The organism is Enterobacter sichuanensis, assembly GCF_002939185.1.
GTDB classification, from domain to species: domain Bacteria; phylum Pseudomonadota; class Gammaproteobacteria; order Enterobacterales; family Enterobacteriaceae; genus Enterobacter; species Enterobacter sichuanensis.
Genome location: NZ_POVL01000012.1, coordinates 28,157 through 49,918 on the forward strand (window position 1 = coordinate 28,157; position 21,762 = coordinate 49,918).

Genomic DNA, 21,762 nt, shown 5'->3' on the forward strand with positions numbered 1-21,762 from the left:
GAATCAAGCGTTGTTGAAAAAAACATCACAATAATTGCGGTGGCGCAAACCGACGATTGCGAAGAACAGGTAATTGCTGACGTGCAAGCGCGATTCTGTCTACGTTTATCTCCGCCACCAGCAACTCGGGGGTTTCAGCGGCGGCGGCGATCGTCACCCCCAGCGGATCCACCACCCTGCTTTGCCCGATATTTTTCGTGCCGCATTCGCCTGCTGCAACCACATAGCAGGTCGTATCCAGCGCGCGCGCAGCAAGCAGCGTCGCCCAGTGATGCTCTTTTAACGGCCCTTTGACCCACGCGGCAGGCAATACCAGAACGTCAGCGCCCTGTAACGCCAGATGGAGCGCCAGCTCCGGAAAACGCAGGTCGTAGCAGGTCATCAACCCAATCTTTACTCCGTCAATCTCCAGCAGCGGGGGAATATACGGTCTCCCCGGTCAACCCGCCGGGACTCCTGAACGCTGAAGGCATCATAGAGATGCAGCTTGGCGTAATGTGCGACAATCTTCCCGTCACGAATCGCCACCAGCGTATTCACCGCCCGACCCGGCATAGAGGGAACATGGATTGTTAAGATCGTCGTCATCGTATTGCCCACGCTCTGAGCGAGCAATTGCTGTAAGAATTCACCGTCCAGCGGCTGCGCGGACTTCACGGATAAATCCGGGTCATTATCATCCCTGGCCAGCAGCGCCTCAGGAAGCACCAGCAGCGACGCGCCTTTCTGTTGGGCCTGCAACATCAGGTCGACGCATTTTTTCGCGTTCGCCTGCCAGTCAGGCGTGACCGCAAATTGTCCTACCGCAACATACATATTTGTCCCCTCATCATAAACGGCGTTAAACTCGCTTCTCTTACACATCAAATAGCAGGTATTAAGCGTGTTACAACTACTTTTAGCCGTTTTTATTGGTGGGGGAACGGGTAGCGTTGCGCGATGGTTTCTGAGTATGCGGTTTAACCCGCTGCATCAGGCGATTCCTATGGGGACGCTTGCCGCGAACCTGATTGGCGCCTTTATCATAGGCATGGGACTGGCCTGGTTTAACCGCATGACGCACATCGACCCAATGTGGAAGGTATTGATTACGACAGGTTTCTGCGGCGGCTTAACCACCTTCTCCACCTTCTCTGCAGAAGTGGTGTTTCTCTTTCAGGAAGGTCGTATCGGCTGGGCGCTGGTGAACATCGCCATTAACATGCTGGGCTCCTTTGCGATGACGGGGATCGCATTTTGGCTATTTTCCACTGCAAGTCAGCACTAACAGCCGGCGCGTTAATGTTGGCTTAATTTTTCTCTGTCACTCTGAGTGCAATACTGAACGAGGGTGACAGAATGAAACAGAGTCTGATGAGCGCAGGAATGGTGTTGTTGAGCGTGCTGATCGTGGCCAGCTTCCTGAAAATGTATCTGCTTGGCTGATTCAAAACGAAAAAAACCCGCTCAGTGAGCGGGTTTTGAAATTCTTGCTGACGCGTCTGAATTACAGAGCGATTACGTTAGCAGCAGAAGGGCCTTTGGCACCGTTAGTGATTTCGAACTCTACACGCTGACCTTCAGCCAGAGTTTTGAAACCATTAGACTGGATTGCAGAGAAGTGTACGAACACGTCTTTGCTGCCATCTTCAGGAGTAATGAAACCGAATCCTTTGGACTCATTAAACCACTTAACGTTACCTTTAATCTTAGACATCAAAATTACCTTTACATTAAAAAACGACACAAATGCTGTGTCGGTTACCAGTACATCAATTGTGGGACCTTTTGTCCAGCGGATCTTTGATAAAAAGTGACTAAAGTCGCGTTAATTTTCACTGGCAGATTTTTATCGTTTATGAATCAACGCCTGCGCGTTTTTTCACCAACATGTAAAGTTTTTTCAGTTAAAACTGAAAACGCATCCAGGCGAAGTAAACGTTACCGTTGTTGTACGTACCGGGAATGTAGGTCATCTGGAACGTTGCCGGCCCATAGCCAATAGAGGCCAGCGGCAGCAGCACCGGGATCGGAATGTAGTTCCAGTTGTCACGCGCAGTGACCCCGGCGGTATAGCCCAAACCGACGTGGAAGTTCTCGTCTGCTAACGGGCGCCAGGTTTTCTCCCAGCCATAACCGCCAATCGGTTCCCATTTATTAAACGAGTCCTTAAAGGCCATCAGGTAGATGCCGTGCCAGTTGCCCTTTTCATCCCAGCGCGACTGACCAAAACCCGCCCCCCAGGGACGCTCGTTGTATTTATCGGTTTTCTCTTTGTCATAAGCAAAGCGCGCATGCCACGTTATTGCCGGAACATAGAGATCATAATGTTCTGGTGCCGACCATGTCTGGGAAACATTATCTGTAAAGGTTGAGAACCAGCCTTTATCCGTCGCGTTGTCCGCTGCCTGTGCAACAGAAGAAAACGTTAACTGCCCAAAAATAAACAACAAAATAGAGAAAAAAGTATTACGTACGATCACAATGCAATTACCATTCTTAGTATTCGAGGCAAAGTTTACCATAAAATAGTTGAACAAGAACTTAACGGCATCGCTGTTATTCCTAATTATCCGGCCTTTTTTCGGGAATATTCTTAATTAAACCTGTCGGGACGTTCGAATAAGCCCATATTACGTAGGCTTTTTACCTCTTTAACTTCTTAATCAATAACATACTAAACTACACAGATTATTAACATTTTGTTATCATTATAAAGACATCCTGCGCGATGTCTGACGGTCAAGCCTCTCATGACATAAATGTATGGGCCATGGCAAAAATGCGGTTGTTCCGTTCTCTAGTCGTCTGTTTATTGATTTTAATCAGCAAGAACGGGCCATTTATTCGGCACATTTTCATCCTTCTTATTTTATTGATTTTTTGTGCTCCAGTGCAGCAAAGATACAGGGGAAATCATGCTTACGTTTATCGAACTCCTTATTGGGGTCGTCGTCATTGTCGGTGTCGCACGCTACATCATTAAAGGCTACTCGGCCACGGGCGTATTATTTGTTGGCGGTTTAACACTGCTGATTATCAGCGCCATAATGGGGCATCAGGTATTACCAGCCAGCGCAACCAGTACGGGTTACACCGCCACTGATATTGTTGAATACATTAAGATATTACTCATGAGCCGCGGCGGCGACCTGGGTATGATGATCATGATGCTGTGCGGCTTTGCCGCCTACATGACCCATATCGGTGCCAACGACATGGTAGTTAAACTTGCCTCAAAACCCCTGCAGTACATCAACTCGCCCTATCTGCTGATGGTCGCCGCCTATTTCCTCGCCTGCCTGATGTCGCTGGCCGTGTCGTCGGCTACCGGACTTGGCGTACTGCTGATGGCCACACTGTTCCCGGTCATGGTCAACGTCGGTATCAGCCGTGGCGCGGCAGCGGCAATTTGCGCGTCACCGGCAGCGATAATTCTCTCCCCGACTTCAGGTGATGTTGTGCTGGCAGCAAAGGCAGCGGAAATGTCACTCATCGACTTCGCTTTTAAAACCACGTTGCCGATCTCTATTGTCGCCATTGTGGGAATGGGTATCGCGCATTTCTTCTGGCAGCGCTATCTGGATAAGAAAGAGAACATCAGCCACGAAATGATGGATGTGAGTGAAATCACCACCACCGCACCCGCGTTTTATGCCATTCTGCCCTTCACGCCGATTATCGGGGTACTGATTTTTGACGGCAAATGGGGTCCGCAGCTGCACATCATCACCATTCTGGTGATCTGTATGCTGCTGGCCGCCATGCTGGAATTTGTGCGCGGTTTTAACACGCAAAACGTCTTCTCCGGTCTGGAAGTGGCGTATCGCGGTATGGCGGATGCCTTTGCCGGGGTGGTGATGCTGCTGGTTGCGGCAGGCGTCTTTGCCCAGGGCCTGAGCACCATTGGCTTTATCCAGAGCCTGATCTCCATTGCCACCTCGTTCGGCTCGGCCAGTATTATCCTGATGCTGGTTCTGGTGGTGCTCACCATGCTGGCGGCCATGACCACCGGCTCCGGTAACGCGCCCTTCTACGCTTTTGTGGAGATGATCCCCAAACTGGCTCACTCCTCCGGTATTAACCCGGCGTACCTCTCCATTCCCATGCTGCAGGCGTCAAACCTGGGCCGTACTATCTCTCCGGTGTCGGGCGTGGTCGTCGCCGTAGCCGGGATGGCAAAAATTTCGCCATTCGAAGTGGTTAAACGCACCTCAGTGCCCGTGATTGTTGGGCTGATTATTGTGATTATCGCCACCGAAGTGCTGGTTCCCGGCGCGGCCTAAGCTAAATTACGGCTATCCAGAAAGCGCCTGCGGGCGCTTTTTGTGCTTTAATAACTTCCAGAAATTTATTGTGCTCATTCGATCAGGAAATCATATGTTCAGGAAGGATATCGTTATCCCGTCTGGCGCAATCGCGCTTGCTCTTTGTGTTTTCTCCGCACAGGCCGAACCGCTCAAGGCAACGCAGTATGGCGATTTCGATCGCTATGTGCTGGCGCTGTCCTGGCAAACCGGGTTTTGTCAGAGCATGGTCGAGCGCAACCGTAATGAACCAGACGAGTGTCGCCTGCAAAAAGAGACCGACAATAAAGTCGATTTTCTGACCGTTCACGGACTCTGGCCAGGCCTGCCGAAATCGATTGCCGCCCGCGGCGTGGATGAACGTCGGTGGATGCGCTTTGGCTGCGCCACGCGCCCGATCCCGAACCTGCCGGAAGCGAAGGCCAGCCGCAAATGTGCCGCCGCCGAAACCGGACTGTCGCTGTCCGGTGCCGCAAAGCTTAACAGCGTGATGCCGGGCGCGGGCGGTAATTCCTGCCTGGAGCGTTACGAGTATGCCAAACATGGCGTCTGCTTTGGTTTTGATCCCGATGCCTATTTCGGCACGATGGTGCGGATGAATCAGGAAGTAAAAAGCAGTGCTGTCGGTCAATTCCTCGCCGATAACTACGGGAAAACCGTCAACCGTAGCGACTTTGACCGCGCCGTTGCCAAAAGCTGGGGCAAGGAAAACGTCAAAGCGTTCAAGCTCACCTGCAATGGCAATCCGGCGTATCTGACCGAAATGCAGATTTCACTCAAGGCAGACACCATCAATAACCCGCTGTCTGCGACGTCATTTGCCCCGCAGCCACATCCGGGTAACTGCGGTAAACAATTCGTGGTAGATAAGGCCGGTTACTGACCCGCACCCGGGCGAACCATATCAAACCGGTTTTCATCACTGATGCCATAGTACGCCGTCGGCCCACCCGCACGCAGGATGGGCTGCGCTTTCGCCGTCTGGTAGATCCCCTCTTCCAGCAGCGATTCGGCAATATGGATACCGACCACTTCCCCCAGCACCAGCCAGGTATCAACCGGCGTACCGTCGGCGCCGGTCAGCTGAATGCACTGCGACAGGCGGCACTCAAAGTTCACCGGGCTCTCCGCCACGCGCGGCGCCTTAACAAGCTGGCTCGCCGCCGGCGTCAATCCGGAAAAGGTAAACTCATCCCTATCGTGCGGAAGCATCGCGGACGTTTGGTTCATCGCTTCAGCCAGATCGCGCGTGGCCAGGTTCCAGACAAACTCTCCCGTTTCGGTAATATTACGCACGCTGTCCTTCCAGCCGTTGCTGGAAAAACCAATGATGGGTGGACGATAGTTAAAGCAGTTAAAGAAGCTGTACGGTGCGAGGTTCAACTGACCGGCCTTATCAGATGAGGAGATCCAGCCGATAGGACGTGGGCCAATAATGGCATTCAGCGGGTCATGCGGCAGGCCGTGCCCCTGAGACGGTTGATAGAAGTACATAGTGCTCTCTCGTTGGTGGGCATGGCGCTTCGCACCAGACCCCGGTTCAGAACGCTCAGCGTAACGCAATCCAGCGGAAAGGAAGACTGAATAAATTTCAACGAAAATTCATATGGACCATGAATGTGACCTTCATCACTTCAAACTTACGCGCTCAGCCAGTATCATCGGGAGAGTTAAACCCTCGCTGCCAGACGGCGAGGGTTTTCTTTTGGATCAGTTTCTGCGTAACACGCAGCATTAACGACATGGAGTAAAAATGTCCAGACCAACCATTATCATTAACGAGCTCGACGCAGAACGTATCGACAGACTGCTGGAAAAAGCAGAATTTGCCTCACTGCCAGTGGCAGACGCCCTGAATGAGGAGCTCGACCGGGCGCAAATGTGCACGCCTGAGTCAATGCCCCATGACGTGGTCACCATGAACAGCCAGGTAAAATTCCGCAACCTGACCACCGGTGAAGAGCTGACCCGCACGCTGGTTTACCCGGCGCAGATGACGGACAGCAGCACTCAGCTTTCTGTCCTTGCACCTGTAGGGGCCGCACTGCTGGGGCTGCGCGCGGGGGATACCATCCACTGGGAATTACCGGGCGGCGCCTCAACCCATCTGGAAGTCCTTGCGTTACTCTACCAGCCAGAAGCGGCGGGCGATTATCTGCGTTAACCCCTTCTGAACAAGCGCGCCCCGCGTTGCACAGAGGATGCTGTCGCATCCTCTTTCCGCCAATTCACCCTAATTTCCTATATCGCGCAAAATGGCCTTAATCCACGCTTAATCTGTTTTGGTACCGCGGGGACGGTCATGAGTGAGATAGGAGCTATCACGCTTATTTTTCTCATTTTTGTGGCGATAATCGTCACGGCGGTGCTTTATCTGGAGCGCCACTGGTAGATGAGTCACCTCACACCACCCCACCCGGAAAGGCATTTACCAACCCTTTAACCTGCTGTTCCGCCGCCTCGGGCGTTTCGGCGCCAGGAACCAGGATCACCTTCCGGCACTCCTCCTCCCGTTTTTCGAAAATCTTATAGGCGCGTTCCGCATCCGCAAGGGGGAGATAATGGGTGACGATCTCTTCCGGCGTAAGCAGCCCTTTTTCGATCAGCGGTAACAGTTCGCCCAGCCAGGCGTGAACGTGCGTCTGGCCCATCTTAAACGTCAGCCCCTTATCGAAGGCATCGCCAAACAGGAAGCCATGAATAAACCCGGCGTACACGCCGGGTACGCTGACCACCCCGCCACGGCGAACGGCCGCAATACACTGACGCAATGCTTTCCCGCTGCTGCCTTCAATTTTAAGATTGCTGAGGATCGTTTCCGTGGTGCTGCCTTTCGCTTCGAATCCTACCGCATCAATCACGGCATCAACCCCACGCTGGCCAGCGGTCTGCTCGATGATTTTTTCCGCGGCGTCATTATCTTCATCAAAGTTGATGGGGATGGCACCGTAACGCGCCTCGGCAAACTGCAACCGATACGGGTGGTGATCGATAACAAATATTTGCTCAGCCCCTAACAGCCGCGCGCAGGCAATGGTCAGTAGCCCCACCGGCCCGGCACCGTAAACCGCCACGCTTGAGCCTTTTTCAATCTGCGCATTTTTTGCCGCCTGCCAGGCCGTGGGCAAAATATCCGACAGGAACAGCGCCTTATCATCAGAAAGAAGCTGCGGGACTTTAAACGGCCCGACGTTACCTTTCGGCACGCGCACGTATTCCGCCTGTCCCCCCGGCACGCCGCCGTAGAGATGGCTATAGCCAAACAGCGCCGCCGGCGCGGGGATTTGCTTTTTGTTCAGGGCCGCACCCTGTCCGGCATTGGTATTCTCACAGGCCGCGTACTGCTGCAGACGACAAAAGAAACAGTCCCCGCAGGCGATAACAAAAGGGATGACCACGCGATCGCCCTTCTGCAGCTGCTTCACCTCTGAGCCGCACTCAACAATTTCGCCCATGAATTCGTGACCAAAAATATCGCCGTGCTGCACCTTCGGGATTTTTCCGCGGTAGAGATGCAAATCGGAGCCGCAGATCGCCGTGGCCGTAACGCGCAGAATGATATCGTCGGGCTGTTCAATGATGGGGTCAGGGACATTCTCGACGCGAACATGGTGCGGACCGTGATACGTAAGTGCTTTCATGCGACCTCCGAAAGGTTCCTGGTAAGTGTATAAGGGTAGCTACCCCTGAAGGTCTGCCCGGGAATACGGGCCTTTTGAGATTTATCCTGGCGAGATGAGAAAACTGCCGGGGCGCTTACAGAAACCATGTCTATTTTGTGGTTGAATGAGTTCAGCGTTTATAAACAAGGAGAAACGGGTATGTATCAGAGAATCATTATGCCGGTTGATGTTTTTGAGATGGAGCTGAGCGACAAGGCCGTACGCCATGCCGAGTTCCTGGCGCAGCAGGACGGTGTCATCCATCTGTTGCACGTGCTGCCAGGCTCCGCCAGCCTGAGCCTTCACCGCTTCGCCGCCGATGTGCGTCGCTTCGAGGAGCACTTGCAGCACGAGGCGGAAACTCGCCTGCAAACCATGGTTGGCCATTTCAGCATCGACCCTTCACGCATCAAAACGCACGTCCGGTTTGGCAGCGTGCGTGATGCGGTAAACGAACTGGCAAACGAACTAAAAGCTGACGTGGTGGTCATCGGTTCGCGTAACCCGTCCATCACCACGCATCTGCTCGGGTCGAACGCCTCCAGCGTGATCCGCCACACGCACATTCCGGTGATGGTTGTCAGATAAAAAAAGAGGCCACCTTCCGGTGGCCTCTTGCTATTGCAGGTGTCGTCTTACTTTTTTTATGCGGTTTTGGTGCGAATCAGGTAGTCGAATGAACTCAGGGACGCCTTCGCACCTTCGCCAGTGGCGATGATGATCTGTTTGTAAGGCACGGTGGTGCAGTCGCCGGCCGCAAATACGCCCTTCACGCTGGTCTCACACTTCGCATCAATGATGATTTCGCCCATACGGTTGCGCTCAATCGCCCCTTCCAGCCAGGTGGTGTTTGGCAGCAGGCCAATCTGCACGAAGATCCCCGAAAGCGCTACGCTGTGGACATCGCCACTCACGCGGTCGCGGTATTCCAGACCGGTCACCTTGCTGCCGTCGCCCTTCACTTCCGTGGTCTGCGCGTTCAGGATGATGTCGACGTTTTTCAGGCTGCGTACTTTGTCCTGCAGAACCTGGTCGGCTTTCATCTCTGGGGCAAACTCCAGCAGGGTAACGTGTTCCACAATACCCGCCAGGTCGATAGCCGCTTCCACGCCGGAGTTACCGCCGCCGATCACCGCCACGCGTTTCCCTTTGAACAGCGGACCATCGCAGTGCGGGCAGTAGGTCACGCCCTTAGTGCGATACTGATCTTCGCCCGGGACGTTCATGTTGCGCCATTTCGCGCCGGTAGCAATGATAATGCTGCGCGCTTTCAGCACAGCGCCGGAGGCGGTTTCAATCTGATGCAAGCCACCTTCAACCGCGGCCGGAACCAGCTTGCTGGCGCTCTGGCTGTCGATCACATCCACGGCGTAATCACTGACGTGCGCCTTCAGTGCCCCGGCCAGTTTCTGACCTTCGGTTTTCGGTACAGAGATATAGTTTTCAATGTCCACGGTATCCAGTACCTGACCACCAAAACGTTCGCCCATCAGGCCGGTACGGATCCCTTTACGTGCGGAGTACACCGCCGCCGCCGCGCCCGCCGGGCCAGAACCGACAATCAGGACATCATACGCATCACGCGTGTTCAGCTCTTCGGCAGCCCGTTTTTCGGCACCGGTATCCACTTTGGCAACAATTTCCGTCAGGGTCATACGGCCCTGGCCAAACTCCTGCCCATTCAGGAACACTGCCGGAACGCCCATCACGTTGCGATCGGTGATTTCGTTTTGGAAAGTACCCCCGTCAATAGCCGTGTGTTTGATGCGCGGGTTCAGAACCGACATCAGGTTCAGCGCCTGCACCACGTCCGGGCAGTTGTGGCAGGAGAGTGAGTAATAGGTCTCAAACTCAAAATCGCCGTCGATATCGCGGATCTGCTCCAGCAGCGCCTGTGCTTCTTTCGACGGATGGCCGCCGGTCCACAGCAGGGCCAGCACCAGCGAGGTAAATTCATGCCCCAGCGGAGAACCGGCAAAGCGCGGCCCCCGATCAGAGCCTGGGTTGGTTATCAGGAAAGAAGGCTTACGGACTGCCAGGGTATTGTCTTCTTTGAACGTCACTTTTGGCGACAGTTCAGCGATCTCTGCCAGCAGTTCCTTGATTTCTGCCGATTTCGCGCTGTCGTCCAGCGTGGCAATCAGCTCAACAGGTTTGGTCAGTTTCTCAAGGTAGGCCTTGAGCTGGGTTTTCATCGTAGTGTCGAGCATTATTCTTCCCTCTCTTAAAACGTCATCATGCAAGCAGCCTTTCTGCGGGCGGCCTGAATGCAACTTGCATCATGGTGCTGGAATGAAATGGGCGCGGGTGCGCCCATTGATTGCCGGGTGGCACTTCGTTTACCCGGCCTACGATACTGCAGGCCTGTGCAAGCGCAGCGCCGCCAGGCTGTACAGACTTAGATCTTACCGACCAGGTCCAGAGATGGCGCCAGAGTCGCTTCGCCTTCTTTCCATTTCGCCGGGCAGACTTCGCCTGGGTGAGAAGCAACATACTGAGCCGCTTTCACTTTACGCAGCAGGTCAGAAGCATCACGGCCGATACCTTCAGCGGTAACTTCGATAGCCTGGATAATGCCCTGCGGGTCAACAACGAAGGTCGCGCGGTCAGCCAGGCCTTCATCTTCACGCATGTTGTCGAAGTTACGGGTCAGGGCGCCAGTCGGGTCACCGATCATCGCGTATTTGATTTTGGCGATGGTTTCAGAGCTGCTGTGCCATGCTTTGTGGGTGAAGTGGGTGTCGGTAGACACAGAGTAAACGTCTACGCCCAGCTTCTGCAGTTCGTCGTAGTGATCTGCCACGTCACCCAGTTCAGTCGGGCAAACGAAGGTGAAGTCAGCAGGATAGAAGAAGAACACGCTCCAGCGGCCTTCGGTATCTTTCTCAGTGACTTCAATGAACTCACCGTTTTTGAACGCCTGGTTTTTGAAAGGTTTAATTTTGGTATTAATCAAAGACATCTGTACTTCCTCCGTGTTTTCGTTGAGATGTAAGGTAACCAACTTTATCCATCGGGGCTAATGCGTATGCTTTATCAAATCAATCAGCCAAACCTAACAACCCAATCAAGACAACGTTAAGAACTGAATAAACAAAAGCCCGAAAGTAAAAAGGCCGCCCTGGTGGGCGGCCCTGATACCTGAACTTTCCACAGGAACTTTCAGTGCCAGTAACACTGGCGTTGCGTTGCGCTCTACTTACCTTTATATCAGGATCGTAACAGCCTCCTGATTACAGCACCCGTACTGCCCCAGAGCAATGCGCGAAAGGGGTAATCGTATCTATGGCTGTGATAGGTTTTACCAAACGGTCCTTTTCACGCACGCCCCTCTTATCCGGCATGAAAAATAGAAATGAGTGATATTTACTTGTCGATATATAAACGACACTATTTTTATTCAATTTTATCTGCGTTTTTAAAGATAAAAATATCTTCATCATAATTGAAGCTCTATTTCATTAATCTACGTTCGTGATATATTAAGTTCGCATTCAATAACAATTAAGTTAGTTAACTATCACGGATGGTAAATAGTTAACTTAGTTCTATAGTTATCAGTGATGTGATAACGCAACGCAGCTCACTCAGGATGAAACATGGCAAACCTTTACGACCTTAAAAAATTCGATCTCAACCTGCTGGTCATTTTCGAATGTATCTACCAGCACCTGAGCATCAGCAAGGCAGCAGAAACGCTGTACATTACTCCGTCAGCCGTCAGTCAATCGCTGCAGCGACTGCGTAACCAGCTCAACGATCCGCTGTTTATCCGTTCGGGGAAAGGAATTACGCCCACCACGGTGGGTGTCAATCTTCACCATCATCTTGAGCAAAACCTCAATCAGCTTGAGCAGACAATCAACATTATGAATGCGTCTGCACTTAAAAAGAATTTTATCGTCTACAGTCCACAAATCCTGACGACGGAAAACCTGATTACTCCGCTTAAACTCTTGATGAGACATCATAATTACGAGATAGAGCTTCACGATATGCTGCTGACTGCTGATTCCGCAGAAGACTTGCTGGCGTACCGTAAAGCGGATCTTATTTTTTCTATGGCGCCGGTTAACAACCGTTCAATGGTATGCGTCCCTTATGCAAGCTATCCAGTCATTATGGCCTGCAGTCAGGATCACCCGCGGCTGAAAGACGTTGTCACGATGGAAGCGCTTCAGGAAGAAAAATTTACGGTATTCCTGAGCGATGAACCCGGCATGAAGCACTACCAGTCACAGATTGATAAGTTGCACGCTGAGAAAAACATTGGTTTCCGTTGCGATTCCGTATACACGATCCTCGCCATGATCAGCGCCTCACATCTCATCGGCAATATACCCGAAGCATTATATGAAAAATACAAAGAGGTGATGCGGCTCAAAAAACTGGACACCCCCTTCACCCTTCCCCCTCTGGATGTGTTCATGATTTATAACCGCTCTGCCCTTAACAGCTCGATTTTCTCGACCTTTATTGAACAAGTTGCGGAAATTTAAACACCTCGGGCTGGGGTTCACACAGCCCTTTTTCTTTTATAAACAGATAATCCTCATTTATAGATAATAAAAACTTTTCTCTTTTTCATTTACCTGCTCCTGTTTTTCACTACTATTATCCTCACACCTTAATTGACACCCATCCGGTATTTATATCCAGGGAGAAGATTGGTTATGTCAATGTATAAGTATCCGCTCAATAAAAATGTCCTGGAGGCTGCGGAGGACCGCATAACATGGACGCTTGAGAATCTATCCAGAGTTTGTGTTTCATTTTCAGGTGGGAAAGATTCCACCATTATGCTGCATTTAACGGCCCGCCAGGCCCGCAAAATGGGGAGAAAAATTCATCTGCTTTTTATCGACTGGGAAGCGCAGTTTACCTATACCATTCAGCATGTAAATAATATGCTCGCGCAATACGCCGACGTCATTGAACAATACTGGTGGGTTGCGCTCCCACTCACCACCCAAAATGCCCTGACACAATTCGAGCCAGAATGGCAATGCTGGGAGCCAGGGAAACAGTGGGTGCGCCAGCCGCCTGCAGAGGCGATTACCGATCCGGCTTACTTCGATTTCTACCAGCCAGGCATGACGTTTGAAGCCTTTGTCCGCGCCTTTTCCGACTGGTATGCCCAACGACGCCCGGCGGCAATGATGGTCGGTATTCGCGCCGATGAATCCTACAACCGTTTTTTGACCATCGCCAATGCGCGAAAGCAGCGTTTTGCCGATGACAAACCCTGGACCACCGTCGCCCCTGGCGGCCACGCCTGGTATATCTATCCGCTTTATGACTGGAAAACCGCTGATATCTGGACATGGTTTGCCAAAACGGGCGGATGCTATAACCCGCTTTACGACCTGATGTTCCAGGCGGGCGTCCCCCCGCGCTATATGCGCATCTGTGAACCCTTTGGCCCCGAGCAGCGCCAGGGGTTGTGGCTCTATCACGTCGTGGAGCCCGAGCGCTGGGTGGCGATGTGCGAGCGGGTGGCGGGCGTTCACTGCGGTGGCGTCTATGCCGGGCAGGACAATCATTTTTATGGCCACCGAAAAATTCTGAAACCCGACGCGCTCAGCTGGCGTGAATACGCCCTGCTGCTGCTCGACAGCATGCCGCAAATGACGGCGGAACATTACCGCAATAAAATCGCGATTTATTTGCACTGGTATCAGAAGAGAGGCATGGCCGATATTCCCGACAGGCAGGAAGGCGATATCGGGGCGAAAGATATTCCGTCCTGGCGACGCGTGTGCAAGGTATTACTCAATAATGACTACTGGTGTCGGGCGCTTTCATTCAGTCCTAATAAACCAAAGCATTATCAGCGTTACAGCGAACGGATAAAGTCAAAACGCAAGGAGTGGGGAATATTATGCAGCAACGATTGATTCAGGAAATTAAACGTTATCTTCAGTCTCTTCCCGAAGACCAACGCATTGAAGCCATCAACGCCTTTCGTCAGGCCATTCATGAAAATAGCCCTTTCCGTGAGCAGCCTGTCGACTGCGTGCTGTGGATTAAACAGGACGATATCACCGCGAACGATTACAACCCCAATAACGTCGCGCCGCCGGAAAAACGGCTGCTCTGCAAATCACTGGAGCTGGACGGTTTCACCCAGCCCATTGTGGTAACGGAAAGCGGTACTCAACATTATGAAATCGTCGACGGCTTTCACCGCCACGAAATGGGTTCGAACCGGGCGGTGTTAAAGCGCCAGCTTAAAGGCTACCTGCCCGTCACCTTTCTGCGTAAAGAACGGCAGAAAAAGTTCGACCGGATGGCGGCCACCATTCGCCATAATCGTGCCCGGGGTCGTCACCAGATTAACGCGATGTCCGACATCGTCCGCGAGCTGGCCCAGCTTGGCTGGGATGACGAGAAAATCAGTCAGGAACTGGGGATGGACAACGACGAGGTCCTGCGCCTCAGGCAAATCAACGGTCTGCTGGAACTCTTTGCAGACCGTCGATACTCCGAAGCCTGGACGGTAAAATAATCAGAGCGCGTTTAGACGTTCTGCCGCCGCCAGCAGCGTCGATTCCTGTTTCGCAAAGCAGAGACGGATCAGCTTATGCGGGAAGGGATCGGCGCAAAATACCGATAACGGGATCGCCGCCACACCCACCTCTTTGGTCAGCCACTGGCAGAAGCTGACGTCATCCAGATCGGAAACCGCGCTGTAGTCAGCCAGCAGGAAGTAAGTCCCTTCCGAAGGCAAAATCTCCAGACGGCTTTTACTGAGCGCTGAGACAAACAGATCCCGACGTTCGCGGTAAAAATGCGGTAATTCGCGATAATGTCCAGGTTCAGCGCGCAGCATATCGGCCAGCGCCAGCTGGGCTGGCGTATTCACGGCAAACGTCAGGTACTGGTGCACTTTGCGCAGCTCCGCGCTAATGGCGGCCGGCGCGATGCAGTAGCCCACTTTCCAGCCGGTCATATGATAGGTTTTACCGAATGACGACACGGCGATAGCCCGCTCGCGAAGCTGCGGATGGGCCAGCACGCTGGCGTGCCCTTCCTCTGCAAAGCAGATGTGCTCGTACACTTCATCGCTCAGAACATAAATCTCGCGTTCGGCGATAGCCTGCCACAGCGCGGCGAAATCGGCCTTCTGCCACACGGTCGCCGAGGGATTATGCGGCGTATTCAGGATCACCAGGCGGGTTTTGTCACTCAGCAGCGCAGCGAATGCCTGCCAGTCAGGACGGAAATGCGGTGGCTGTAACGCCACCCGTTTTACCACGCCGCCGGAGAGTTCAACCGCCGGCGCGTAGCTGTCGTAGCTTGGGTCAAAGCAGATCACCTCATCGCCGGTGCGGACCAGCGCCGTGATCGCCGCATACAGCGCTTCGGTAGCCCCTGCCGTCACCGTGATGTCAGTATTTGCATCAGGCTTATGGCCATATAGCTCAGCCGTTTTGTCCGCAATGGCCTCCCGCAGCGCCTGCACGCCGGTCATCGGCGCGTACTGATTCGCCCCCTGTGCGACGTGGTACGCCAGGCGCGACTGCAAATATGACGGTCCGTCAAAATCCGGGAACCCCTGCGAAAGGTTAATCGCATTGTGCTGCTGCGCCAGGGCGCTCATCTGCGTAAAGATGGTTGTCCCCAGTTGAGGAAGCTTACTCTGCGGAATCAATGCGTTAGTGCTCATTGTGTTATGCCTGCTTGTAATACTTATGTTGCCGCCACTATAACACGATGTTAGTCTTTGGCAATCAAGACGCTTAGACGTCTATATGCTATTCATATTCCTGTCCGGGAGGATACAAGGCAATGACAGACAACCCGCAACTCACCTCTCTGGTCGACGCCTGCCGCTGGATCGGGGCCAAAGGCTGGGCGCCTGCCACCGGCGGCAATATGTCGGTGCGTCAGGACGAACATCTGTGCTGGCTCAGTGAATCCGGAAAAGACAAAGGCAGCCTCACAACAGAGGATTTTTTGCAGGTGGAGATCGCCACCAACCGCGCGCCATCTGGCCGCAAGCCCTCGGCGGAGACCGGGCTGCACACCCTGATCTATCGTCTGTTCCCGGAAGCCAACGCCGTGTTGCATGTTCACACGGTTAACGCCACGGTGCTGTCGCGTCTGGTGAAAGAAGCTGAGCTCAACATCAGCGGCTTCGAGATGCAAAAATCCCTCACCGGGCAAACCAGCCATCTGGATACGGTGGCCATTCCGGTGTTTGACAACGATCAGGATATCGACGCCCTCGCCTCGCGAATCGCCCATTACGCACAGGAACGCCCGCTTAATTATGGTTTTCTTCTGCGCGGTCATGGCTTAACCTGCTGGGGACGCGATGTGGCCGAGGCCCGCCGTCATCTTGAAGGGTTAGAATTCTTATTTGAATGCGAAATGCGTTTACGACAACTGGAGAAGGTATGATTCGCGCAATTGTGACGGATATTGAAGGCACCACCAGCGATATCCGTTTTGTCCATGATGTTTTGTTCCCCTACGCGCGTGAGCGTCTGGCGGCCTTCGTCACCGCTCAGCAGTACGCCGAGCCGGTCAAATCCATTCTGGACAACCTGCGCGATGAAATTGACGCGCCGCACGCCAGCGTCAGCACGCTTATCGACACCCTGTTTACCTTTATGGATGAAGACCGCAAATCGACGGCGCTGAAGGCACTGCAGGGGATTATCTGGCACGACGGATACGTCAATGGCGACTTTACCGGCCATCTCTACCCGGACGTGCTCCCTGCGCTGGAAAAATGGAAAGCGCAAGGGATTGATCTCTATGTTTATTCCTCTGGCTCCGTCGCAGCGCAAAAACTGTTATTTGGCTACAGCGACGAAGGTGATATTACTCATCTGTTCAGCGGCTATTTTGATACCCATATCGGCGCCAAGCGTGAAGTGCAGTCTTATCAGAACATTGCGGCGCAAACGGGCATCTCCCCGTCGCAGATCCTGTTCCTGTCAGATATTCATCAGGAGCTGGACGCGGCTGAACAGGCAGGTTTTCGCACCCTGCAGCTGATTCGCGGTGATGATGACGGCGCAAGCCACCATCATCAGGTTCACCAGTTTGACGAGATTAACCCGGAGCAGATCCCTTCATGAGCGCATTAACGATTTACTCTGATAAAGACGCCAGTAAGCATCAGTGGCACAGCACCGACGCGGACGAAATTGCCCAACAGCTCAACGCCAAAGGCGTGCGCTTTGAACGCTGGGCGGCCGATCGGGATTTAGGACAGGACCCCACGCCTGAAGCCGTGATCGAAGCTTATCAGCATGCGATCGATAAGCTGGTGGCGGAGAAGGGTTACCAGAGCTGGGATGTGATCAGCCTGCGCGCCGACAACCCGCAGAAAGAGGCGCTGCGCGCGAAGTTCCTGAACGAGCACACCCACGGCGAAGATGAAGTGCGCTTCTTTGTAGAAGGTGCCGGGCTGTTCTGCCTGCACATTGGTGATGAGGTGTATCAGGTGCTGTGCGAGAAAAACGACCTGATTTCCGTGCCGGCGGGCACGCCGCACTGGTTTGATATGGGTTCAGAGCCGAATTTTACCGCGATCCGTATTTTTGACAACCCGGAAGGCTGGGTGGCCCGGTTTACCGGTGATGCGATTGCGGATGCGTATCCGCGACTGGCATAAAACTAAAATATGAATATTAGTTCCTTCAAAATGAAGGAACTTTTTTAAGCCTTATTTGATAAATGTTTTTTGAGATTCAACTCACAAATACTTTATTTTAGTATAACAAAAAAAACAATCTTCCTCTATAAGAATTGAATATCATAATATTTCTAAACTTCTAACAGAGATAATCATGGCAAGAAACCCAATAATTATAAGGCAGAATTTAAGAATAGGCGAACTGGATGCTGAATCCGATACTCAATTGCTTGACGAATGTTTTATAGACAGCGGATACCTTTCCAAATTACTTGATACTAATGATACATCATCTATCGTTGTTGGAAGAACGGGTGCGGGAAAAAGCGCATTACTTCACAAAGTGATGAGTAAAGCATATAGATTTAAGAAACTTGATCCTAATGATATATCTATAAGATTCTTAGAGCATTCTGATATTATTTCTTTTTTTGAAGAGCTAGAAGTAAATCTTGATTTGTTCTATAAGATATTATGGCGACACATACTTATAATGGAATTTTTAAAATCCGTCATGATATAAATAGTGAAAATGACACGAGAAATTTCTTTACAAGCCTCACGAGTTTTTTAAGAAAAGATGATATTAGAAAGCGCGCATTAGAATATTTTAGAGAATGGGGAGATAAATTTTGGATTGATACAGACACGCACCTGAGAGAAATAACTAAGAAGCTAGAAAATGATACTAAAGCAAAAATAGGTTCAACTCTCTATGGTGTCGAATTAAATGCCGAAACAGCAAAAAAAATCTCTGAAGAGGACAAGCATGAAATAAGAAAAAGAGCGTCCGAAGTCGTTAGTGGAATGCAAATCCAAAAATTAAATGAAGTTCTTGATATGCTCGCTGAACATTCATTTTCTGATTTACAGAAAAAACACTATATTGTAATCGATCAACTTGATGAAAACTGGGCCGAAAATAATACCAGATATAAATTTATAAGAGCATTAATTGAAGAAATTAAAGTATTCAGACGAATAAAAAATGTCAAAGTAATAGCGGCTCTCAGATACGACCTTCTAAAATCAGTTTTCAATCTGACAAGAGGTTCAGGATTCCAAGAAGAGAAATATGAATCTTATATTCTTGATCTTCAATGGACTGCCAATCAGCTAAATGAATTAGTATCAAAGAGGATTCAAGAAGTATTAAAAAACAATACACAAGAGAAAATGTTGACATTAATGACTTATTTCCATCCCCTAAAGGAGGAAGTAAAGGAATGTTACCTATTGAGTATATTATCGAGAGAACATTATATCGTCCCAGGGACGTTTTACAATTCGTCAACGAATGTTTTAAAATCGCACTAAATAGAGAGCGAATATCTTGGGATTCTATTCACAAAGCTGAAAGTGTTTATTCTGAGAAAAGGCTTCGTTCCTTAAAAGAAGAATGGGGTGATATATACCCTTCATTTGAAGAAACTATAGAAATACTTCGAGAGGTGCCAGAAAAATTCACTCGAACTCTTATACCTAAGCATAATTTAGAGTATGTCGTGGCGGAATTATCTGTACAAAACAGCGGTGATCCCTGCGCAATTATAGCATCAAAAATGTTGAACAACGAAGCAAGGGAATCTGATGTTATTAACGAGATCTTCTTATGCTTATATAACATAAGTGCTATTGGTTTCAAGGTAAGCTCTTTAACACCCTATAAATGGTCATTCAGAGATAGTAGCCCTGTAAATAAAGCCGAGATTAAAAGGGCAAGTCACATCAAGATACACAAAATGTTGCATAAAGCTTTAGACATAAAAATTACCGCATCAGATATTTATAATAAAGATGAGGGGGATGAAGATCAAATTTAGAGCATACGTTTATATCTATGGACACTTTAATTAATAAAGTGTCCATTATTTTTATCTATAGGGCATTGAAAATATCGAGGACTTCTTCATGGCTAAAACCAAGTAACCTCGCCAAATGCACGAACTCCACCACGTCCAATCTGCGCTCGCCGTTTTCCACTTTAGCTATAAAGGACTGCGGTTTTCCCAATGCATCTGCAAGCTGTGCCTGAGTAATCCCCTTTTCTTTGCGAGCTTTCTTCAACGCATTGATAACACGCTGGTATTCATCCGAGTAAACTGAGGCCATTGTTCCGATTCCATACAAATATCCTGAAATCGAATATCCTCCCATTGCATTTTTATCCCAAAACAGGATAATTGAGCACGTAACGAACACACGTAAGGAGGACAAAATGCGTCATCAGAACTGGCACCCGGCCGATATCATTGCCGCACTAAAGAAACATGGAACAAGCCTGGCAGCCCTGTCCCGAAGAGCTGGGCTTTCATCATCCACACTGGCAAACGCGCTTACGCGCCCATGGCCTAAAGGTGAATTGCTTATCGCACAGGAGCTGGATATTCCGCCGTATGTGATATGGCCGGAAAGATACTTTGATGAAAAGGGAGCGCCAGTATTTCGTCAGATGAGGAATACCAAAAAGAGAAATCTTTCTTCAACATGATCAATAATTCCTCCCCCTCACCCCAACCCTCTCCCTCAAGGGAGAGGGGGGTCTAAGAGCACTACGCGTTAAGCCCCTTCACATACCCCACCAGTTGATCCAGCACAATCCCCCACCCTTCGTGGAAGCCCATCTGCTCATGCTGCTCGCGGATCGCCTTCGTTGGATGACGCGCAATGGCCGTGTAGCGGGTTTTGCCCTCCCCGACATCTTCCAGCAACAGGATCGCCGTCATAAACGGCTTTTCGGCCGGTTTCCAGCCCTCGGTATAACCGTCGGTAAAGACCAGCTTTTTGCCAGGATCGATTTCCAGAAAGACGCCGCGGTTATCCATCCGCTGACCGTCCACCTCAAACACGGTGTTGAACCGCCCGCCCACGCGGAGATCGAGATCGCATTCGGTCACCTTATGAGGTGCAGGAATGAAGAAGTTTTTGATGTGCTCGGGCGTAGTCCAGCACAGCCATAGCAGGTCGCGCGGTGCATCCACCACGCGCTCCAGTTTTAAATCTGTCTCAGGGTCGAGCGTCACGATGTTGTCCTCTCAGGGGAACCCCTTAAAGGATAGCCGGAGTCAGGCGAATTTCCCGTTTGCCACCGCTTCCGGCGTGACCACGCCCGTATCCAGTACCCAGCCGCTAATCAACGAGGCAGGCGTAACGTCAAAGGCCGGGTTATAGACCCGTGCATTTTCCGGCGCCCACTGCACCGCGCCAAAGCTTCCCGCCACGCCCGTCACTTCGCTGGCGGCACGCTGCTCGATGGGAATCGCGTCCCCGTTCGGGCAGTCTGGGTCGAGCGTGGTCTGCGGCGCAGCAACGTAGAACGGAATACCGTGGAATTTCGCCAGCACCGCCAGAGAGTAGGTGCCAATTTTATTCGCCACATCACCGTTGGCGGCAATGCGGTCGGCCCCTACCCACACGGCGTCGACCTGCCCTTTCGCCATCAGGCTGGCGGCCATGGAATCGGTGATAAGCTGATACGGCACACCCAGCTCGCCAAGCTCCCATGCGGTCAGCCTGCCGCCCTGCAGCAGCGGCCGGGTTTCATCCACCCAGACGTTGCTGACGTTGCCTTCCTGATGCGCACGGGCAATAACGCCGAGCGCGGTTCCCACGCCCGCGGTTGCGAGACCGCCAGTGTTGCAGTGGGTCAGCAGACGGCTACCGGGCTTCACCAGCGCACTGCCCGCACGCGCGATGGCGTCGCAGAGCTGTTTATCCTCATCAATCAGACGCAACGCTTCCGCCGTCAGCGCCGGCACAAAATCTTCCTGCCAGAGCGCCAGCTTCATGCGGTCGAGGTTGTTCATCAGGTTAACCGCCGTCGGCCGGGAGGCGCGCAGCGTTTCCAGCGCCAGCGCCAGTTCATCACGGCTTTTGCCGTTTTCGGCCAACAGCGCCAGCAGCAGGCTTGCAGAGAGACCAATCAGCGGCGCGCCGCGCACGCGAAGGGCATGAATATGCCCCACCAGCGCCTCTACCGCTGTCGCGTCCAGCCAGCGTTTCTCCTGCGGAAGCGCCTGCTGGTCGAGAATAAAGAGCTGATTATCCGTCACCCGCAGGCTGGTCGTCTGTATTGTCTGCATGTCGTTAATTCCCTGTTGCGTTGTTGTAGCACATTGTGTCAGGATGAAATCCAGATGTATAGACGTCTACATGTCTTTAT

26 protein-coding genes and 1 pseudogene are annotated in these 21,762 nt (G+C 51.7%); 16 read left to right on the forward strand and 11 right to left on the reverse strand.

All coding sequences use genetic code 11. The features are described 5' to 3' along the window. Positions 1–25: 25 nt before the first annotated feature. Positions 26–816: pseudogene (locus C5687_RS07690) on the reverse strand (deaminated glutathione amidase). Between the two features lie 67 nt (positions 817–883). On the opposite strand from C5687_RS07690, the gene crcB reads away from it, so the two are divergent. Beyond that, on the forward strand, positions 884–1,267 hold the full coding sequence (gene crcB, locus C5687_RS07695; RefSeq protein ID WP_025756329.1) for a fluoride efflux transporter CrcB: 384 nt from the start codon (positions 884–886) through the stop codon (positions 1,265–1,267). A gap of 219 nt (positions 1,268–1,486) precedes the next feature. Here the strand turns inward: crcB and cspE are convergent, their stop codons facing one another. Both cspE and pagP read right to left on the reverse strand, forming a co-directional pair. Next, positions 1,487–1,696: a transcription antiterminator/RNA stability regulator CspE gene (gene cspE, locus C5687_RS07700; protein ID WP_002439184.1), complete on the reverse strand. Its 210-nt coding sequence runs from the start codon at positions 1,694–1,696 to the stop codon at positions 1,487–1,489. A 190-nt stretch (positions 1,697–1,886) separates the two neighbouring features. Then, complete coding sequence (pagP, locus tag C5687_RS07705) at positions 1,887–2,504, reverse strand: lipid IV(A) palmitoyltransferase PagP (protein ID WP_047958016.1); 618 nt, start codon at positions 2,502–2,504, stop codon at positions 1,887–1,889. A gap of 393 nt (positions 2,505–2,897) precedes the next feature. Here pagP and dcuC point away from each other — a divergent pair, with 393 nt between their 5' ends. After that, entirely contained in the window at positions 2,898–4,265 is a 1,368-nt protein-coding gene (dcuC, locus tag C5687_RS07710; RefSeq protein ID WP_045286223.1) for an anaerobic C4-dicarboxylate transporter DcuC, read from the forward strand. Positions 4,266–4,359: 94 nt separating this feature from the next. Then, positions 4,360–5,169, forward strand: a complete 810-nt coding sequence (gene rna / locus C5687_RS07715) for a ribonuclease I (protein ID WP_059386035.1) — start codon at positions 4,360–4,362, stop codon at positions 5,167–5,169. On the opposite strand, the gene C5687_RS07720 is transcribed toward rna, so the two are convergent. Further along, positions 5,163–5,780, reverse strand: coding sequence for a flavin reductase family protein (locus C5687_RS07720; RefSeq protein WP_025756325.1), 618 nt, complete (start codon positions 5,778–5,780; stop codon positions 5,163–5,165). The two genes, rna and C5687_RS07720, sit on opposite strands and share 7 nt — an antisense overlap. A gap of 259 nt (positions 5,781–6,039) precedes the next feature. Between C5687_RS07720 and rnk the strand changes: the two genes are divergently transcribed. Both rnk and yldA read left to right on the forward strand, forming a co-directional pair. Next, positions 6,040–6,450, forward strand: a complete 411-nt coding sequence (rnk, locus tag C5687_RS07725; RefSeq protein WP_059386034.1) for a nucleoside diphosphate kinase regulator — start codon at positions 6,040–6,042, stop codon at positions 6,448–6,450. A gap of 138 nt (positions 6,451–6,588) precedes the next feature. Then, the gene (gene yldA / locus C5687_RS25220) at positions 6,589–6,678 is read left to right on the forward strand and encodes a small membrane protein YldA (RefSeq protein WP_274378541.1); all 90 of its coding nucleotides are present in this window, start codon (positions 6,589–6,591) and stop codon (positions 6,676–6,678) included. Positions 6,679–6,688: 10 nt separating this feature from the next. On the opposite strand, the gene C5687_RS07730 is transcribed toward yldA, so the two are convergent. Beyond that, positions 6,689–7,927, reverse strand: a complete 1,239-nt coding sequence (locus C5687_RS07730) for a zinc-dependent alcohol dehydrogenase (RefSeq protein WP_104556686.1) — start codon at positions 7,925–7,927, stop codon at positions 6,689–6,691. Between the two features lie 180 nt (positions 7,928–8,107). Here C5687_RS07730 and uspG point away from each other — a divergent pair, with 180 nt between their 5' ends. Then, positions 8,108–8,536: a universal stress protein UspG gene (gene uspG, locus C5687_RS07735; RefSeq protein ID WP_025756322.1), complete on the forward strand. Its 429-nt coding sequence runs from the start codon at positions 8,108–8,110 to the stop codon at positions 8,534–8,536. Between the two features lie 56 nt (positions 8,537–8,592). Here uspG and ahpF read toward each other — a convergent pair whose 3' ends face one another. After that, positions 8,593–10,158, reverse strand: a complete 1,566-nt coding sequence (gene ahpF / locus C5687_RS07740) for an alkyl hydroperoxide reductase subunit F (protein ID WP_104556687.1) — start codon at positions 10,156–10,158, stop codon at positions 8,593–8,595. A gap of 188 nt (positions 10,159–10,346) precedes the next feature. Continuing rightward, on the reverse strand, positions 10,347–10,910 hold the full coding sequence (gene ahpC, locus C5687_RS07745) for an alkyl hydroperoxide reductase subunit C (protein ID WP_008501015.1): 564 nt from the start codon (positions 10,908–10,910) through the stop codon (positions 10,347–10,349). Between the two features lie 637 nt (positions 10,911–11,547). Here ahpC and citR point away from each other — a divergent pair. The 3 genes from citR to C5687_RS07760 all read left to right on the forward strand — a co-directional run bounded on the left by citR (position 11,548) and on the right by C5687_RS07760 (position 14,456). Next, a complete protein-coding gene (gene citR, locus C5687_RS07750) occupies positions 11,548–12,447 on the forward strand; it encodes a DNA-binding transcriptional repressor CitR (RefSeq protein ID WP_095452212.1) in 900 nt (299 codons plus the stop codon). 174 nt (positions 12,448–12,621) lie between these two features. Further along, a complete protein-coding gene (locus C5687_RS07755; protein ID WP_104556688.1) occupies positions 12,622–13,845 on the forward strand; it encodes a phosphoadenosine phosphosulfate reductase in 1,224 nt (407 codons plus the stop codon). Continuing rightward, positions 13,830–14,456, forward strand: coding sequence for an IbrB-like domain-containing protein (locus C5687_RS07760; RefSeq protein WP_104556689.1), 627 nt, complete (start codon positions 13,830–13,832; stop codon positions 14,454–14,456). Before C5687_RS07755 ends, C5687_RS07760 begins: the two co-directional genes overlap by 16 nt. Here the strand turns inward: C5687_RS07760 and C5687_RS07765 are convergent, their stop codons facing one another. Then, positions 14,457–15,617, reverse strand: coding sequence for a pyridoxal phosphate-dependent aminotransferase (locus tag C5687_RS07765; protein WP_104556690.1), 1,161 nt, complete (start codon positions 15,615–15,617; stop codon positions 14,457–14,459). A 122-nt stretch (positions 15,618–15,739) separates the two neighbouring features. Here C5687_RS07765 and C5687_RS07770 point away from each other — a divergent pair, with 122 nt between their 5' ends. From C5687_RS07770 to C5687_RS25030, 6 genes are all read left to right on the forward strand, one after another. After that, entirely contained in the window at positions 15,740–16,354 is a 615-nt protein-coding gene (locus C5687_RS07770; RefSeq protein ID WP_025756316.1) for a methylthioribulose 1-phosphate dehydratase, read from the forward strand. After that, positions 16,351–17,040 carry an acireductone synthase gene (mtnC, locus tag C5687_RS07775; RefSeq protein ID WP_047958008.1) on the forward strand — a complete coding sequence of 230 codons (690 nt, stop codon included), beginning with the start codon at positions 16,351–16,353 and terminating at the stop codon, positions 17,038–17,040. The genes C5687_RS07770 and mtnC overlap by 4 nt, the downstream gene beginning before the upstream one ends. Beyond that, positions 17,037–17,579: a 1,2-dihydroxy-3-keto-5-methylthiopentene dioxygenase gene (locus C5687_RS07780; protein ID WP_047958007.1), complete on the forward strand. Its 543-nt coding sequence runs from the start codon at positions 17,037–17,039 to the stop codon at positions 17,577–17,579. Before mtnC ends, C5687_RS07780 begins: the two co-directional genes overlap by 4 nt. 175 nt (positions 17,580–17,754) lie before the next feature. Continuing rightward, on the forward strand, positions 17,755–18,123 hold the full coding sequence (locus tag C5687_RS25020; protein ID WP_238380455.1) for a hypothetical protein: 369 nt from the start codon (positions 17,755–17,757) through the stop codon (positions 18,121–18,123). Further along, a complete protein-coding gene (locus C5687_RS25025) occupies positions 18,075–18,917 on the forward strand; it encodes a hypothetical protein (RefSeq protein ID WP_238380456.1) in 843 nt (280 codons plus the stop codon). Before C5687_RS25020 ends, C5687_RS25025 begins: the two co-directional genes overlap by 49 nt. Continuing rightward, on the forward strand, positions 18,827–19,423 hold the full coding sequence (locus C5687_RS25030; protein ID WP_238380457.1) for a P-loop ATPase, Sll1717 family: 597 nt from the start codon (positions 18,827–18,829) through the stop codon (positions 19,421–19,423). Before C5687_RS25025 ends, C5687_RS25030 begins: the two co-directional genes overlap by 91 nt. Positions 19,424–19,478: 55 nt before the next feature. On the opposite strand, the gene C5687_RS07790 is transcribed toward C5687_RS25030, so the two are convergent. After that, complete coding sequence (locus C5687_RS07790) at positions 19,479–19,712, reverse strand: helix-turn-helix domain-containing protein (RefSeq protein WP_104556691.1); 234 nt, start codon at positions 19,710–19,712, stop codon at positions 19,479–19,481. A gap of 106 nt (positions 19,713–19,818) precedes the next feature. On the opposite strand from C5687_RS07790, the gene C5687_RS07795 reads away from it, so the two are divergent. After that, positions 19,819–20,091 carry a helix-turn-helix domain-containing protein gene (locus C5687_RS07795; RefSeq protein ID WP_104556692.1) on the forward strand — a complete coding sequence of 91 codons (273 nt, stop codon included), beginning with the start codon at positions 19,819–19,821 and terminating at the stop codon, positions 20,089–20,091. A 61-nt stretch (positions 20,092–20,152) separates the two neighbouring features. Here the strand turns inward: C5687_RS07795 and C5687_RS07800 are convergent, their stop codons facing one another. Together C5687_RS07800 and mtnA are read right to left on the reverse strand one after the other, a co-directional pair. Further along, complete coding sequence (locus tag C5687_RS07800; protein ID WP_045286208.1) at positions 20,153–20,623, reverse strand: SRPBCC family protein; 471 nt, start codon at positions 20,621–20,623, stop codon at positions 20,153–20,155. A gap of 42 nt (positions 20,624–20,665) precedes the next feature. Next, the gene (mtnA, locus tag C5687_RS07805; RefSeq protein WP_095452209.1) at positions 20,666–21,682 is read right to left on the reverse strand and encodes an S-methyl-5-thioribose-1-phosphate isomerase; all 1,017 of its coding nucleotides are present in this window, start codon (positions 21,680–21,682) and stop codon (positions 20,666–20,668) included. Positions 21,683–21,762: the final 80 nt, after the last annotated feature.